Annotated in this window: 14 protein-coding genes; 4 read left to right on the plus strand and 10 right to left on the minus strand. The window is 61.9% G+C overall.

Annotated elements, in window-relative coordinates:
* From N005_RS14385 to N005_RS14395, 3 genes are all read right to left on the minus strand, one after another.
* Entirely contained in the window at nucleotides 1-909 is a 909-nt protein-coding gene (locus N005_RS14385) for an SDR family oxidoreductase (protein WP_047701792.1), read from the minus strand.
* 73 nt (nucleotides 910-982) lie between these two features.
* Nucleotides 983-1486 (minus strand): DUF4142 domain-containing protein, encoded by a 504-nt coding sequence (locus N005_RS14390; protein ID WP_047701793.1) that lies wholly within the window; start codon nucleotides 1484-1486, stop codon nucleotides 983-985.
* Between the two features lie 326 nt (nucleotides 1487-1812).
* Nucleotides 1813-3162: a sensor domain-containing protein gene (locus tag N005_RS14395; RefSeq protein ID WP_047701794.1), complete on the minus strand. Its 1350-nt coding sequence runs from the start codon at nucleotides 3160-3162 to the stop codon at nucleotides 1813-1815.
* A 474-nt stretch (nucleotides 3163-3636) separates the two neighbouring features.
* Here N005_RS14395 and N005_RS14400 point away from each other — a divergent pair, with 474 nt between their 5' ends.
* Nucleotides 3637-4872, plus strand: coding sequence for an aminotransferase class I/II-fold pyridoxal phosphate-dependent enzyme (locus N005_RS14400; protein ID WP_047701795.1), 1236 nt, complete (start codon nucleotides 3637-3639; stop codon nucleotides 4870-4872).
* A gap of 12 nt (nucleotides 4873-4884) precedes the next feature.
* Entirely contained in the window at nucleotides 4885-6048 is a 1164-nt protein-coding gene (locus tag N005_RS14405; protein WP_047701796.1) for an MFS transporter, read from the plus strand.
* Here the strand turns inward: N005_RS14405 and yiaY are convergent.
* On the minus strand, nucleotides 6045-7193 hold the full coding sequence (gene yiaY / locus N005_RS14410; RefSeq protein WP_047701797.1) for an L-threonine dehydrogenase: 1149 nt from the start codon (nucleotides 7191-7193) through the stop codon (nucleotides 6045-6047). The genes N005_RS14405 and yiaY overlap by 4 nt on opposite strands.
* 141 nt (nucleotides 7194-7334) lie before the next feature.
* On the opposite strand from yiaY, the gene N005_RS14415 reads away from it, so the two are divergent.
* Entirely contained in the window at nucleotides 7335-8354 is a 1020-nt protein-coding gene (locus tag N005_RS14415; protein ID WP_047701798.1) for a DUF4917 family protein, read from the plus strand.
* 172 nt (nucleotides 8355-8526) lie between these two features.
* On the opposite strand, the gene N005_RS14420 is transcribed toward N005_RS14415, so the two are convergent.
* The 6 genes from N005_RS14420 to N005_RS14445 all read right to left on the minus strand — a co-directional run bounded on the left by N005_RS14420 (nucleotide 8527) and on the right by N005_RS14445 (nucleotide 13220).
* Nucleotides 8527-8871 (minus strand): YegP family protein, encoded by a 345-nt coding sequence (locus N005_RS14420; protein WP_047701799.1) that lies wholly within the window; start codon nucleotides 8869-8871, stop codon nucleotides 8527-8529.
* 71 nt (nucleotides 8872-8942) lie between these two features.
* A complete protein-coding gene (locus N005_RS14425) occupies nucleotides 8943-9524 on the minus strand; it encodes a DJ-1/PfpI family protein (protein ID WP_047701800.1) in 582 nt (193 codons plus the stop codon).
* 207 nt (nucleotides 9525-9731) lie between these two features.
* The gene (locus tag N005_RS14430) at nucleotides 9732-10949 is read right to left on the minus strand and encodes a class I SAM-dependent methyltransferase (protein WP_047701801.1); all 1218 of its coding nucleotides are present in this window, start codon (nucleotides 10947-10949) and stop codon (nucleotides 9732-9734) included.
* 232 nt (nucleotides 10950-11181) lie between these two features.
* Nucleotides 11182-11799 carry a TPM domain-containing protein gene (locus N005_RS14435; protein ID WP_047701802.1) on the minus strand — a complete coding sequence of 206 codons (618 nt, stop codon included), beginning with the start codon at nucleotides 11797-11799 and terminating at the stop codon, nucleotides 11182-11184.
* 28 nt (nucleotides 11800-11827) lie between these two features.
* Nucleotides 11828-12583 (minus strand): TPM domain-containing protein, encoded by a 756-nt coding sequence (locus N005_RS29795; RefSeq protein WP_047701803.1) that lies wholly within the window; start codon nucleotides 12581-12583, stop codon nucleotides 11828-11830.
* Nucleotides 12584-12611: 28 nt separating this feature from the next.
* Nucleotides 12612-13220: a LemA family protein gene (locus N005_RS14445; protein WP_047701804.1), complete on the minus strand. Its 609-nt coding sequence runs from the start codon at nucleotides 13218-13220 to the stop codon at nucleotides 12612-12614.
* Nucleotides 13221-13467: 247 nt separating this feature from the next.
* Between N005_RS14445 and bglX the strand changes: the two genes are divergently transcribed.
* Nucleotides 13468-15759: a beta-glucosidase BglX gene (gene bglX, locus N005_RS14450; RefSeq protein ID WP_047701805.1), complete on the plus strand. Its 2292-nt coding sequence runs from the start codon at nucleotides 13468-13470 to the stop codon at nucleotides 15757-15759.
* The last annotated feature ends 56 nt before the right edge of the window (nucleotides 15760-15815 follow it).

The following is a 15815-nucleotide window of genomic DNA, read 5'->3' on the forward strand; positions in this document are numbered from 1 at the left end:
TCAAGGCAGTGGATTACCCCCCGTCACGCCGAAGACTTCGCCAGTGATGTAGCTCGATTCCTGGGACGCCAACAGTACATATAGTGGCGCACATTCGGCCGGTTGTCCGGGACGCTTCATCGGCACCTGGGAGCCGAAGGTAGGAATCTTCTCCTGGGGCTGTCCGCCGCTGGGTTGCAGTACCGTCCAGATCGGTCCGGGCGCAACCGCGTTGACGCGGATTCCCTTGCCGATCACCTGCCCCGCCAATGCCTTGGTGAATGCCACGATGGCCGCCTTGGTGGTGGCGTAATCCAGCAGCGTCGCCGACGGATCGTAGGATTGGATCGAGGCGGTGTTGATGATCGTCGCCCCCGCCGGCATCAGCGGTACCGCGGCCTTGCAGATCCAGAACATCGCGTAGATGTTGGTTTTCATGGTGTCATCGAATTGCGCGGTGGTGATGTCGGCGATGTCCTTTTGCGCTTCCTGCTTGCCGGCAACGTTTACCAGGATATCCAGGCCCTCCAATTGCTCGTGAGCGCTTCTCACCAGTTGGACGCAGAAGGCTTCGTCCTTGAGATCACCGGGAATCGCAATGGCTTTGCGGCCTTCGGCTTCGATCAGTTCGATGACTTGCCGGGCGTCGCGCTCTTCGCTGGGCAGGTAATTGATCGCCACATCAGCCCCCTCCCGGGCGTAGGCAATGGCTGCAGCGCGACCGATACCCGAGTCACCGCCGGTCACCAGCGCCTTGCGCCCCTCCAGGCGGCCGAAGCCTTGATAGCTTTTTTCGCCATGATCGGGCTTGGGCACCATGTCCTGGTCAATGCCGGGCGGCGATTGCGGCTGGTCGGGAAACGGTGGGCGAGGATATTGGGTCAGCGGGTTCTGCATCGCGTATTGGTTGGGTTCTCGGCGTGTGGACATCGAGGTTCTCCTTTAGGCGGGCAAGACAAGCCGGGAGCGAATGTCCCGGCCCTGAATGTAAGACATGCCGCGATCAACGGCTGGCCTGCAGTGCCCTGGCCATCTCCAGGTGGGTCTGCAATTTAGGCAGGGTTTCATCGGCAAACGCTTTGATTTCCGGCACTTCGGTGGTCTTGGCTTCCTGTTCGATCTGCGCGATGGCGTCCTCGGTAGCCTTGACCTGGCTGGCGGCATAAGCGGCCTCGAACGACTCGCCTTCCTGCATCTGCGGAATCATGGTCTTGGCCTTGTCAGCGACTTCCTCCCGTGGAGCGACAGGCAGGTCGAGTTTTTTTGCAATCTTGGCCAGATGCTGGTTGGCGGTGGTGCGGTCGTTGATCACCATGATGGTGTAATCCTTCACCTCCCTGGACTCGGCTTTGCCGTGGGCCATGCGACTGGCCTCGATGTCGGCCATGCCTTTGGCGGAGGCATCGTTGATGAATTCGACTGGCGATTGGGCCCAGGCACTGTTGGCACCCAGGCCCATCAGCACGACGAGACTGGTGGTGCGAAAAAAGGTAGCCATCCGGCTCATGGTCGCGCCCTCCTCGTAGTTGAACGTTCGGGCAGGTCGCCCTGCCTCTGAATCAGAACCACTGATGACCGCTCAGCGACCGCTTTCGCCTTTCGACGGGGCTCGTCGACGGTCATGATGGTGGTTCTCCCACTTTTGCGACCCGCTTCAGCCACCTTGGTTCGATTGCGGGCGATGTTCATCGGGACGAAGCTGCGTGAACCCGGCACGCTCCGGCCCTCAAGAACCATGGATATCGGCGAGCAAGGCCCACCTGACATTCGAAAGGACCTGGAGCGCAAAGGTTTGAATAAACGAGCGGCGCCACGACGAACGGTGACGTGCTTTCAGATGCCGAAGGCTCTGTGGTTCTGGCGTTTGGCGGCGTACATCGCTTCGTCGGCATGGCGGAACAGCGCCACGTCTTCGCTACCGTGGTCCGGGAAACAGGCCACGCCGATGCTCGGTTCGATGCTCAGGCAGTGCCCGTCCAATCGCAGTGGCTGGGTCAGCGCCTGGCGGATTTTTTCTTGCACAGCGTGGGCATCTTCCAGCGCCTGGATGCTGTGGAGCAGCACCACGAACTCATCGCCACCAATGCGCGCGACCGTGTCGGAATCACGTACACAGCCTTGGAGCCGACTGGCCACTGCCTGCAACAGCAGGTCACCGACACCGTGCCCGTAGGTGTCATTGACCTGTTTGAAGCGGTCCAGGTCGATATACAGCAATGCCATGCGCCCTGACGCCAGGCGGGCACTCGCCAGGGCGGCCTTGAACCGTTCCCGCAGCAGTTCGCGATTTGGCACTTGGGTCAGTTGGTCGTACTGCGCCATGCGCTGCAAGCGGGCGTGCAGTTGCTGGCGCTCGATGGCCAGGGTGATCTGCGCACAGACGTACTGCAGCAATTCCATGTCCTGCTCGGTGTAGCGCTGCTCGTCCTGGGCACTCTTGAGGATCAGCGCGCCAATCGTGCCGCTCTGCGAGTTCAGCGGCACACCCAGCCAGCACGGCGCGCCCGGCTGCCCCGCAAGGTCAAAAAAAGCGGGCGGCAGTGGGTTGCAATCAGGTGTCAGCAGGATCGGCTGACCACTGCGGATCACCTCGGTGCACAAGCGCCTGGTAATCGTCCCCGGCAGTTCGGGTTGCCGTTCCTGATCGTCGACGTGATAGGCAAAACTCAATTGGGCGCATTGATCATCGTACAGCGCCACCGAGAAATTCAGGGCCGGCAGCCACTCGCCGATGATCAGGTGAACACGCTTGAACAGCGCCAGCAGATCCGCCGCGGCATGGGCCGCTTCGGAAATGGCGTACAGCGCCGCCTGTCGGGACTCGGCGAGTTTGCGCTCGGTAATGTCACGGGCCACGGCGATGCGCAATTGATCAATTTCCGACCAGCGCGCCGACCACAGGATATGCACCACCCGACCGTCCTTGCGCAGATAGCGGTTCTCGAAGTTGAGCTTGGGCTCGCCGCCCATGATCTCCCGCGCCGCCTCGAGGGTGCGCTGGCGGTCGCCGGGGTGAACCATATCGATCATCGGCCGACCGATCAGCTCCAGGGGGGTGTAACCGAAAATGCGTTCGCAGGCGGCACTGACAAACACAAAACGCCCCTGGCCATCGACGGCACACACGGCGTCCAGCAGAAGGTCGATGTAGCTGGCCAGCGGCGCGGAATCTCGAATACCCATTAACTGAACGCCATCCGGAGAATGCAGCGGTGGTCGAATCGGGTGATCGGACGCACACCCACGATACAGAGAGGATAGCGCAGGCCGTCAGGCCACCTGAGGAAATTGATTGCAATAAGCCATCAATTTACCAGCGGTATGGCCAGGGCGGCCCATCAGGACCTGGTGGAAGGTGAGCTGCGCAAAAAGAAATGAATGTTACGCCCGTTTGCCGATGCCTTGACAGCGCTTCAGGCCAGGGAAAACGCAGCGGATCCGGGGCCATCCGACTAAACCCACCGAGCTCCGACTCACCGAAGGGATTCCCCGTCCACGTTCATAGGCAAGGTCCTACATGGAAGACTCCGGCAGCCCTCAAACACGCCGGAAACAGCCGATTCAAAGCCCTGCGTGGTGGTCTGTAAAGTCCGGAAACACACAGATATTGAAACAACCCACGGACCGCAGCTCTCAACCAAGGAATGTCATCGCACCATGAACCAGATCGCGCAACCCACTCATCGCTTCACCAACTATCGCAAGGTCATCTCCCTGGCGGATCAGGACTGGCAACGTGCCGAGGCCGGAAAAATCTCGGGGCTCAACGTCGAGGTCAAGACGCCCAACGTCCTGGTCGACCAGTACGGTCGTACCCTGCACCACTTCTGCACGACGTCCTACCTGGGCCTGGACTACCATCCCGCCTTGCTGGACGGCGCCATGACCGCACTCTGGGAAACCGGGACCCTGCGTGTCGCCACCTCGAAGAATCGCTGCAAGCTGGCGATCCTGGCCCAGTACGAAACCCAACTGTCGGAGCTGTTCGGTGCCAGTTGCCTGAGTGCCTTGTCCTGCAGCGCGGCAAGCGCCGGGATCCTGCCGCTGCTGGCCAGCGGTGCTTTCACGGGCAATCGACCACCCGTCATGGTCTTCGACAAGCATGCCCATTATTCGATGAACCACTTCAAGACCGCTTGCGCCGATGAAACCCAGGTCATCACCTGTCCACACAACGACATGGACTTCATCGAGGACCTGTGCAAGCGCGAACGCAACGTCGCCTACGTGACTGACGGCGCCTACAGCATGGGCGGCATGGCGGACCTGGACAGCCTGCTGTTTCTCAAGCAGCGGTATGGCTTGTTCCTGTACCTGGACGACTCCCACGCGTTGTCCTCCGTCGGCAAATACGGCGCTGGACTGGTCCGCTCGCGCCTGCCTGCCGTGGACGAGCGCACGCTGATCGTCGCGTCGCTGGCCAAAGCGTTCGGCGCCAGTGGCGGGTTGGCCATGTTCGGCAGTGAGCGGCATAAAGCACTGGTACAGCGTTACGGTGGGCCGAGCAACTGGTCGCAGAGCCTGAACGCAGCGGCCATCGGTGCCGGCATGGCCTCGATCCGCCTGCACCGCAGCCGGGAACTGGTGTCGTTGCAGGAGCGTTTGCAGGTTAATATCCGCCTCTTCGACAAACTTGTCCGTACCGAGCAGCGCGGCAACCCGATGGCGATACGTCTGGTGCCCTGCGGTGAAGCCGCCCTGGCGAACCGCCTGGCGGTTGAACTGGCCGAGCTGGGGTATCTCACTTCGGCGGTCTTTTTCCCCGTGGTGCCACAAGACCAGGCGGCCATACGCATTACCCTGCGCGCCGACATGGAAACGAGCGTGATCCAGTCCTTTTGCCAACAGATCACCACTCTGCTACAGGCCCACGGGCGTGATATCCGCCCCTGACACGAGTCATCGATGAAAAGCCGTACAACCCTGATCGTTACTTGCACCACCGTTTTCCTGGCACAACTGGGCATGAGCATCTACTTGCCCGCGCTGCCTGATATCGCCCGGGATCTTGGTGCCGATGCGCCACAAGTATCCTGGGGCCTGTCGGTGTATTTGATCGGCATGGCGCTGCCCATGTTGACGTGGGGCAGGCTGAGCGAACGCCTGGGGCGCAAACCGGTCTTGCTGGCGGCATTGGGATTGTACGGGTTGGGCAATCTGGCGCTGCCGCTTGGTACCTCGGTGGAGGCGTTCCTGGCGTTCAGGTTGATCCAAGGCATCGGTGCCAGCGGTATCTCGGTGATGGCGCGGGTCTTGATTCGTGACAGCTTCAGCGGCGATCTGCTGGCAAAAGCCCTGTCGTGGATATCGATAGCCTTCGTGGTCGCCCTCGGCATCGGCCAGTACCTGGGCTCGCTGATCCAGGCTGCCTTGGGTTGGGAAGCGATCTTCCATGGTCTGGGCGCCGCCAGCCTGATCATGGCCGCGGCGGTTTCCCGGACCAGGTTCCCGATATTGACGCAGAGCGATAATGGACAGTCGGCATGGCAGGTATACGGACGGATTCTGCAGCAGCGCGGTTTTTTGTTGCCGGCTCTTGCCGGAGGGCTTGGGTATGGCGTGATCATCGCCTTCAACACGGCAGCGCCGCTCATTCTGCAACAGGGCTTCCAGTGGTCGGCGATCGAGTACGGCCTGCTGGGCTGGCCGATCAGCACCGCTTACCTGCTTGGCGCATTGGTAGTGAACGCCTTTGTGCTGCATGCCGGCCAGCGACGGATGATGGGGTGGGGCATCGCGCTGGTGCTGGGGGGAAGCGCGACCATGCTGGTGGGTGGCCTCACCCTGGACGGCATCGCGTTGCTTTTCTGGTTGCCGTATTGCCTGGCCGTGTTCGGCCAGTCGTTGAACTACCCCATCAGCCTGTCCCTGGCCAACGAAGGCTCGCCGGTGCCCGGCGCCTACGCCATGGCACTGAGCGGCTTCCTGCACCAACTGCTGGCCGCGCTGATCGGCGCCATGGCCAGCCTGTTGTCGAGTCAACAGGCCTGGCCGCTGGCGACACTATGCACGCTGCTGGCGCTAGCGACCATGGCCTGCGTGAAGGTCACGTCGCCTCGGGGTCGCTAGAAGGCGTTGCGGAAAATTTCCTCGATCTGCCGTTGATCCGCTGCCCGCGGGTTGGTCAGGCCGCAGGCGTCTTTCAGGGCGTTGGCGGCCAGCACCGGCACGTCATCGAGGCGCATGCCCAACTCTCGCAGACCGGCCGGGATCTCCACGTCCCGGGCCAGACTGACGATCGCGGCGATAGCGGCCTGGGCGCCATCCTCCGGGCTGGATCGGAGCGTATCGACCCCCATGGCACGACCCACATCGGTCAGGCGCGCGGCGCACACCGAGGCATTGAAACTCTGCACGTGGGGCAACAGCACCGCGTTGCAAACACCATGGGGCAAGTCGTAGAAACCGCCCAGTTGGTGGGCCATGGCATGCACGAAACCCAGCGAAGCATTGTTGAAGGCCATCCCGGCCAGAAACTGCGCGTAGGCCATATTCTCCCGTGCCGCCAGATCGTGGCCGTCACGCACCGCCAGGCGCAGGTTGTTGCTGATCAGGGTGATGGCTTTCAGAGCACAGGCATCGGTAATCGGGCTGGCGGCGGTGGACACGTAGGCTTCGACCGCGTGGGTCAGCGCATCCATGCCCGTCGCAGCCGTCAGTCCCTTGGGCATTGCCACCATCAGCGCCGGATCGTTGACCGACATGAGCGGCGTCACGTTACGGTCGACAATCGCCATTTTCACGTGACGCGATTCGTCGGTGATGATGCAGAAGCGAGTCATCTCACTGGCGGTGCCGGCCGTGGTGTTGATGGCGATCAGCGGCAATTGCGGCTTGGCCGACCGGTCGACACCCTCGTAGTCGCGGATCTGCCCGCCATTGGTGGCGCACAGGGCAATGCCCTTGGCGCAATCATGGGGCGAGCCGCCGCCCAGCGACACCACGAAATCGCATTGACTCTCCCTCAACAATCCCAGGCCACTCTCGACGTTCGCAGTGCTCGGGTTGGGCTTGGCACCGTCGAAAATCACCGAGGCGATGTCCTGCAGCGCCAGCAGGTCGGCCACCTTGCCCGCAACGCCGGCCTTGGCCAGCCCCACGTCGGTCACGATCAGGGCCTTGCGAAAACCGTAGTTGCGAATGGCAGTCATGGCCTCGTCGAGGCAACCCAGCCCCATGACGTTCACGGCGGGGATGAAAAAAGTGCTACTCATGGGGACACGCTCCTGGAAGAGGCCGGATCGGCACGGGCCTACAGGATTGACCAGTCAGTCACGCGGTTCCTTGATCTGGCTCAAGAGTCGGTCGTGATAAAGTCGCGCCCTGCCCTTGCCACGTTTTGAGATGACTTTCCAATGACCGACTTCCAGGAATACGACGCCCGGCTTGAAGATTGGGAGACCTTGCGCGCCCATACCGCTTTCAGCGGGCTGCTGGTGGGCAATGGCGCCAGCCGTGCCGTATGGGATGATTTCGGCTATGACTCGCTGTTCGAAAACGCCCGCACCGTCGAGGAAAAGCCCCTGAGCCCGTCGGAGTTGAGCGTGTTCGACGCGCTGCAGACCCGCAGTTTCGAACAGGTGCTCGGTGCGCTGAAAACCACCAGCCGGGTCAACAAGGCCCTCGCCGTCAGCTCCGCCGCCCCGCGCAATCGCTACTACGCGATCAAGGAAGCGCTGATCAACACCGTGCACGCGGTGCATATCCCATGGCGATTGGTACAGCCATCGACCCTGGCGGCGCTCAGCCAGGAGCTGAGTCGCTATGCCACGGTGTTCACCACCAACTACGACTTGCTCAACCACTGGGCGCTCCAGCAGGCGCAGCACGCCATCACCGATCTGTTCATCGGCGCCGACCACAGTTTCGATCTGAGCCAGGCGACCACGGAAAAACCACGGCTGTTGTACCTGCACGGCGGCCTGCACCTGGTGCGCAACCAGGACGGCACGGCGCGCAAGCTCACATCCACCGAAGGCACGCTGCTGGGCAATTTCGCCATCAACAACACCCTCAAGACCCTCGACGACGTGCCGCTGTTCGTCAATGAAGGCCCGAGCGAGGACAAGCTCAAGACCATCCGCAGCTCCGACTACCTGTCGTTCTGCTACGACCAACTGCTGCACCATGGCGACAACCTGTGCCTGTTCGGCCACGCCCTGGGCGAGCAGGACCAGCACATCGTCCGCGCCCTGCGCCAGGCGAAACCCCGCACCATGGCAATTTCGATCTACCCTCGCAGCCAGGCGTTCATCCAGCACCAGAAGCGCCATTACGCCAAGCTGTTCCAGGGTTTGGACATGGAGTTGCGATTCTTCGATGCCAAGAGCCATCCGCTGGGCGATCCGAAGCTGTCGGTGCCGGTGGAGGTGTAGATGTAGGTGTAGGAATAGAATCAGCGCAGAGTCCTGTGGCGAGGGAGCTTGCTCCCGCTGGGGTGCGCAGCGCCCCCCAAACCTGCACACTCGATCTGCTGATACACCGAGGTGCCTGGAATCAGGGCCGCTGCGCGCCCCAGCGGGAGCAAGCTCCCTCGCCACAGGTTGATTAGAGCGCAGGCAGGGTCTTGTCCTTGATCATCGTGGTCGGTCCATTCGCCTTGACACTGGCAATGCCCTTGTCCCGAGCAGCCTCCGATGAATAGGTTTCGCTGCTGCCGATCACTTCGTGGTTGGCGGCCTTGAGATTGAAATAGGGATGGCCGTCCCTGGTGTTCTTGAGCTCATAACGCTCGGCCAAGGGGCTGTTCTTCTGCACCGCGGCGATGCCCCCATCGACACCGCTGCGGGTGGCGTACAACTCGCTGGTCAGGATCGTTTCGGCGTTGGCGGCCTTGAGCACGAACCGAAACTGGCCACTGCTGTGCTTGCTGACTTCGTACCATCCGGACATGATCGTTTCCTCGTGAGGTCAAGAGCCTCAAGAGTAAAGACCTGCCCCGTCGGCTCTGCCAGTCGGCGCCACTACAGGGTGATGGCCGTGCCCAACAGCGTCAGGAACCCCGCCAGCCAGTTCGGGTGAGCCGGCCAGGCTGGTGCGGTCGCCAGGTTGCCCTGGACATGGCCTTCGGTCACCGGAATGTCGATGAAGGTCCCGCCCGCCAAGCGCACTTCCGGGGCACAGGCCGGATAGGCACTGCATTCACGCCCTTCCAGAATGCCCGCCGCCGCCAGCAGTTGCGCGCCGTGGCATACGGCAGCAATCGGCTTGCCCGCCACGTCGAAATCGCGCACCAGTTGCAGGACTTTTTCATTCAGCCGCAGATATTCCGGCGCCCGTCCGCCGGGAATCAGCAGCGCGTCGTAGGCAGCCGCTGCGACACTGGCAAAATCATGGTTAAGGGCGAACAGATGGCCCGGTTTCTCGCTGTAGGTCTGGTCGCCTTCGAAGTCGTGGATCGCCGTGCGCACGGTCTGCCCGGCGGTCTTGTCAGGGCACACCGCGTGCACGGTATGGCCGACCATCTGCAAGGCCTGGAACGGCACCATCACTTCATAGTCTTCGACGTAATCGCCGACCAGCATCAGGATTTTCTTTGCGGCCATGGGTTGGGCTCCTTTGGGAATGCGTGAAGGGTGAACGCATTAAAGGTAGTCCGATGGGGACGGCTTCACTTGTCATCTGACGGGCTGCACATCACCCCTGTGGGAGCGAGCCTGCTCGCGATGGCGGAGTATCAGTCAGCAATCCAGCAACTGATACACCGCCATCGCGAGCAGGCTCGCTCCCACAAAGGGACTGGGCAAGCCGCTTCAGGCGAGATAACCGTCAGCCCGCAGCAAGGTTTCGAGGCAGTGTTCGGTGATGTGGTAGAACGCCTTCAGTTCCTGGATCTTCGCCAGCAGCTCGGCCGGATCGTTCGGGGTGGCGCGTTTGACCGCCAGGATCATCTTGTTCTTGTTGGTGTGTTCCAGGGATATGAACTCGAACACCTTGGTTTCGTAGCCACAGGCCTCCAGGAACAGCGCCCGCAGGCTGTCGGTGACCATTTCCGCCTGCTGGCCCAGGTGCAGGCCATATTGCAGCATCGGCTTGAGCAGCGCCGGGCTCTGGATCTGCAAGCGGATCTGCTTGTGGCAGCACGGCGAGCACATGATGATCGAGGCGCCCGAGCGGATGCCCATGTGGATCGCGTAGTCGGTGGCGATGTCGCAGGCGTGCAAGGCGATCATCACGTCCACCGCGCTCGGCGCCACGCTGCGCACGTCACCGTGCTGGAAGCTCAGGCCCGGGTGTTCCAGGCGCCCGGCGGCCTCGTTGCACAGCCGCACCATGTCCTCGCGCAACTCGACACCCGTCACCACGCCTTCGGCTTGCAAGGTGTTGCGCAGGTAGTCGTGAATGGCGAAGGTCAGGTAGCCCTTGCCCGAACCGAAGTCCGACACCCGCACCGGTTTGTCCAGGTCCAGCGGCGAGGAGGTCAGCGCATGGCTGAAGACTTCAATGAACTTGTTGATCTGCTTCCACTTGCGCGACATGGCCGGGATCAGCTCGTGCTTGTGGTTGGTCACGCCCAGGTCGGCCAGGAACGGCCGACTCAGGTCGAGGAAGCGGTTTTTCTCGCGGTTGTGCTCCACCGAGGGCACTTCACGCAGTTGCTGGGGCTTGCTCCTGAACAGTGAAGACTTGCCTTTCTTGCTGTATTCCAACTGCGCCTCATCGGTGACCGCCAGCAAATGTGCGTTCTTGAACGATGCCGGCAACAACGCCGCGATGGTCGCCACGCCTTCGGCCAGCGGGAAATTCTTAGTGATGTCACGGGTTTTGTAGCGGTAGACGAAAGACAGGCAAGGCTGCTCCTTGACCGTCAGTTGCTTGATGATCAGCCGTTGGAGATCCGCTTCATCACCGACATGCCTGGCCAGCACCAGCTTGATGAACGCGTTCTGGTCGAGGCTGGCCTGCAGCAGCTCGATGAACTGGGCGTGGTGATCCGGCGCGGGACGGGCGGGAGTTGCAGTAACGGACATGAACAAGCGGCCTCGGGGCAGGCGGATCGGGAATTGTGGGTATTTTAGGGGGAACGAGGTGTCAGGGCACGAGGAATCGTTGTGGCGAGGGGATTTATCTGTGGGAGCAAGGCTTGCCCGCGATGAAGGCGCCTCGGTCCCAGGGTAGACCGCGTCAACTTCATCGCGGGCAAGCCTTGCTCCCACAGTTATTCACAACCTTGCTCCCACAATGTGCTCCGGCGGCAGGTTCCTAGCCGAGCACCACCAACCGGTTCGGCAGTTCATTGCGCTCGTGGGTCACCGGCACGTGTTCCTTGAGCAATTCGCCGCAGGCTTCGATGCAGGTCACAAAGCCCTGCAAGGTCTGCCCCTGGCGGACCTGTTCGGTGAAGGCCGCGACAATGGCCTCCCAGTTCCGGTTGTCGAGGCGTTTGGAAATGCCCTCGTCCACCAGGATCTCCACGTAGCGCTCGGCTTCGCAGACGAAGATCAGCATTCCGGTACCGCCCACGGTGTGGTGCAGGTTCTGTTCGAGAAACTGCCGGCGAGCCAGGTTGGACGCCCGCCAGTGGCGCACCGAGCGGGGGATCAGGTGGGTGGTGACCTTCGGAATGCGAAACACCAGGCACAGCACGATGAAGCTGACCCATTGCACCAGCAGCAAGCTGTGCATGGTCAACCAGCCCGTCAGGTAATGCAGCACACCGGGCACCACCAGGGCCAGCAAACTGGCCCATAGCAGCGGGATGTAGGCATAGTCGTCGGCGCGCGCCGCGAGCACCGTGACCAGTTCGGCGTCGGTGTCCCGCTCGACCCGGGCGATGGCTTCGGCCACCTTGCGTTGTTCGTGTTCAGTCAGTAATGCCATGGTTAAAAGTGCCTGCTCATTATTATTGTCACCAGCCGCCCGACGAACCGCCGCCCCCGAAACTGCCACCGCCGCCGCTGAAACCACCGCCACCGCCACCGCCGAAACCGCCGCCGCCAAAGCCTCCCCCGCTGGAGCCGCTGGAGCCGCCTCCCCCGGCCGGTAGAATCCCCAACACCTGGCAGACCATGATCGTGACGATGAACAACATCACCAGCATCACGAATGTCCACGGATGTCGCGAGACGAAGTCGCCCTCCTCCTGCCCGCCCGCACTGTATGCGGCAGCCGGCTCATCCAGCGGGCTGCCGCCCAACACCACCAGCATCGCCGCGACGCCGTCGCTGATGCCCTTGTTGAAGTTGCCGGTCTTGAACGCCGGGGTGATCACCTGGTTGATGATCACCGAACTCTGGGCGTCGGTCAGGCGATCTTCCAGGCCGTAGCCCACCTCGATGCGCAGTTTACGGTCATCCCGGGCGACGATCAGCAGGGCACCGTTGTTCTTGTCCTTCTGCCCGATGCCCCAGTGGCGCCCGAGCTGGTAGCCGAAGTCTTCGATGCTGGCGCCCTGCAGGTCCGCCAGCGTGACCACCACGACCTGTTCGCCAGTGGCCTGCTCGTGGGCCTTGAGCTGCGCATCCAATTGCTCGCGCACCGACGGCTGAAGCAACTGGGCGGTATCCACTACCCGCCCGGTCAGCGCCGGAAACTTCAACTCGGCCTGGGCCGTGACTGCAAACACCCAGAGCAACAGCACCAGGCCAAATTTCAACACACGCATTGGAACTCCTGTGGGAGCCGGGTATCGGTCAGAATTTCACCTGCGGCGCTTTTTCGGCGTCGGGGCTGGTGGCCTCGAAGGTCTGGCGGATCGGCAGGTCGCTGTACATCACGCTGTGCCACAACCGCCCCGGGAAAGTCCGGATCTCGGTGTTGTACTTTTGCACCGCCAGGATGAAGTCGCGACGGGCCACGGCGATACGGTTCTCGGTGCCTTCGAGCTGCGACTGCAGCGCCAGGAAGTTCTGGTTGGCCTTGAGGTCCGGGTAGCGCTCGGACACCACCATCAGGCGGCTCAGCGCACCGGTCAATTGATCCTGGGCCTGCTGGAACTGCTTGAGTTTCTCCGGGTTATCCAGGGTGTTGGCATCGACCTGGATCGAGGTGGCCTTGGCCCGCGCCTCGATGACGGCGGTCAGGGTTTCCTGCTCGTGCTGGGCATAGCCCTTGACGGTTTCCACCAGGTTCGGGATCAGGTCGGCGCGCCGCTGGTACTGGTTCTGCACCTGGCCCCAAGCAGCCTTGGCCTGTTCGTCGAGGGTCGGAATCGTGTTGATGCCGCAACCGGCCAGCAACGCGGTGAATAGCATCAGGGCCAGCATTCGCAAGCCGCTTCGGTGATTCAGTCGTAGATTCATCGGGTGAAGCTCTCCCTTGCTTTTACATTGGAAAACACGGCCACCTATCCCCCGTGTCTGGGGCATAATCTGCCGCCGCACTGGATTGAAACGGATCGATGGGCTAAAAGATGCGCGGTGCGAAACTAAGTTCAGCCCCATGGGTTCGAAAGTGTGCTGCATTTGACCGAACAACAATAGCCACTCCTCACATTTCGGCTGACGGCGTGTCCTGATTACCGCCTTTGGGCCTGCGAGAAAACTATTCATGAAGAAGCTGTGTTTGCTGGGCCTGTTTGTCAGTCTGGCCAGTCAATCCGTATTAGCCGACACCCTGCCAGCCCCCATAGAGAACAAGGACGCTTTCATCAGCAACCTGATGAAGCAAATGACCCTCGAGGAAAAGATCGGCCAGTTGCGCCTGATCAGCATCGGCCCGGAAATGCCCCGGGAGATGATCCGCAAGGAGATCGCCGCCGGCAACATCGGCGGCACGTTCAACTCCATCACCCGTGATGAAAACCGTCCGATGCAGGACGCGGCCATGCGCAGCCGGCTGAAGATCCCGATGTTCTTCGCCTATGACGTGATCCACGGCCACCGCACCATTTTCCCGATTCCCCTGGCCCTGGCTTCGAGCTGGGACATGGACGCCATCTACCGCTCCGGCCGCATCGCCGCCCAGGAAGCCGCGGCCGACAGCCTGGACATCACTTTCGCACCGATGGTCGACATTTCCCGTGACCCGCGCTGGGGCCGGACTTCCGAAGGCTTTGGCGAAGACACCTACCTGGTGTCGCGCATTGCCGGGGTGATGGTCAAGGCGTTCCAGGGCAGCGGCGCCAACGCGGCCGACAGCATCATGGCCAGCGTCAAGCACTTCGCCCTGTACGGCGCCGTTGAAGGCGGCCGGGACTACAACACCGTGGACATGAGCCCGGTGAAAATGTACCAGGACTACCTGCCGCCCTATCGCGCCGCCATCGACGCCGGTGCCGGCGGTGTGATGGTGGCGTTGAACTCCATCAACGGCGTGCCGGCCACGGCCAACACCTGGTTGATGAACGATCTGCTGCGCAAGGAATGGGGCTTCAAGGGCCTGGCCGTCAGCGATCACGGCGCCATCTTCGAACTGATCAAGCACGGTGTCGCCCGGGACGGTCGCGAAGCGGCGAAGCTGGCGATCAAGGCTGGCATCGACATGAGCATGAACGACTCGTTGTACGGCAAGGAATTGCCGGGGCTGCTCAAGTCCGGCGAGATCGAGCAGAGCGACATCGACAACGCCGTGCGTGAAGTGCTCGTCGCCAAGTACGACATGGGCCTGTTCAAGGACCCGTACCTGCGCATCGGCAAGGCCGAGGATGACCCGGCCGACACCTACGCCGAAAGCCGACTGCACCGCAGCGATGCCCGCGACGTGGCACGCCGCAGCCTGGTCTTGCTGGAAAACCGCAACCAGACCCTGCCATTGAAGAAGAACGCGAAAATCGCCCTGGTCGGCCCGCTGGCCAAGGCACCGATCGACATGATGGGCAGTTGGGCCGCCGCCGGTCGCCCCGCGCAGTCGGTCACCCTGTTCGATGGCATGAGCCGTGCCCTTGGCGGTGACGCCAAGTTCATCTATGCCCGTGGCGCCAACATCACCAGCGACAAGAAGGTGCTCGACTACCTGAACTTCCTCAACTTCGACGCCCCGGAAGTGGTGGACGATCCACGCCCGGCCCAGGTGCTGATCGACGAAGCGGTGAAAGCCGCCAGGCAAGCCGATGTGGTGGTGGCTGCCGTGGGTGAATCCCGTGGCATGTCCCACGAGTCTTCGAGCCGCACCGACCTGCACATCCCCGCCAGCCAGCGCGAGCTGATCAAGGCCCTGAAGGCCACCGGCAAGCCGCTGGTACTGGTCCTGATGAACGGCCGCCCGCTGTCGTTGCTGGAAGAACAACAGCAAGCCGATGCCATCCTGGAAACCTGGTTCAGCGGCACCGAAGGCGGCAACGCCATCGCCGACGTGTTGTTCGGTGACTACAACCCGTCGGGCAAACTGCCGATCACCTTCCCACGCTCGGTGGGCCAGATTCCGACCTACTACAACCACCTGAGCATCGGCCGCCCGTTCACCCCGGGCAAGCCAGGCAACTACACCTCACAGTACTTCGATGACACTACCGGCCCGCTGTACCCGTTCGGCTACGGCCTGAGCTACACCGAGTTCAGCCTGTCGGACATGGCCCTGTCTTCCACCACGCTGAACAAGACCGGCACGCTCGACGCCAGCGTGACCGTGGAGAACACCGGCAAGCGTGACGGCGAAACCGTGGTGCAGCTGTACATCCAGGACGTGACCGGCTCGATCATCCGTCCGGTGAAGGAACTGAAGAACTTCCAGAAGGTGATGCTCAAGGCCGGCGAGAAGAAGGTCATTCACTTCTCCATCAGCGAAGACGACCTGAAGTTCTACAACGCCCAGCTCAAGTACGCGGCTGAGCCAGGCAAATTCAACGTGCAGATCGGCCTGGACTCCCAGGATGTGAAGCAGCAGAGTTTTGAGTTGCTCTGACGCCAGAGCGACATGACTCCCCTGTGGGAGCGAGCCTGCTCGCGATAGCGGTAAAT

This window comes from Pseudomonas mediterranea CFBP 5447 (assembly GCF_000774145.1).
In the GTDB taxonomy this organism is placed as follows: domain Bacteria; phylum Pseudomonadota; class Gammaproteobacteria; order Pseudomonadales; family Pseudomonadaceae; genus Aquipseudomonas; species Aquipseudomonas mediterranea.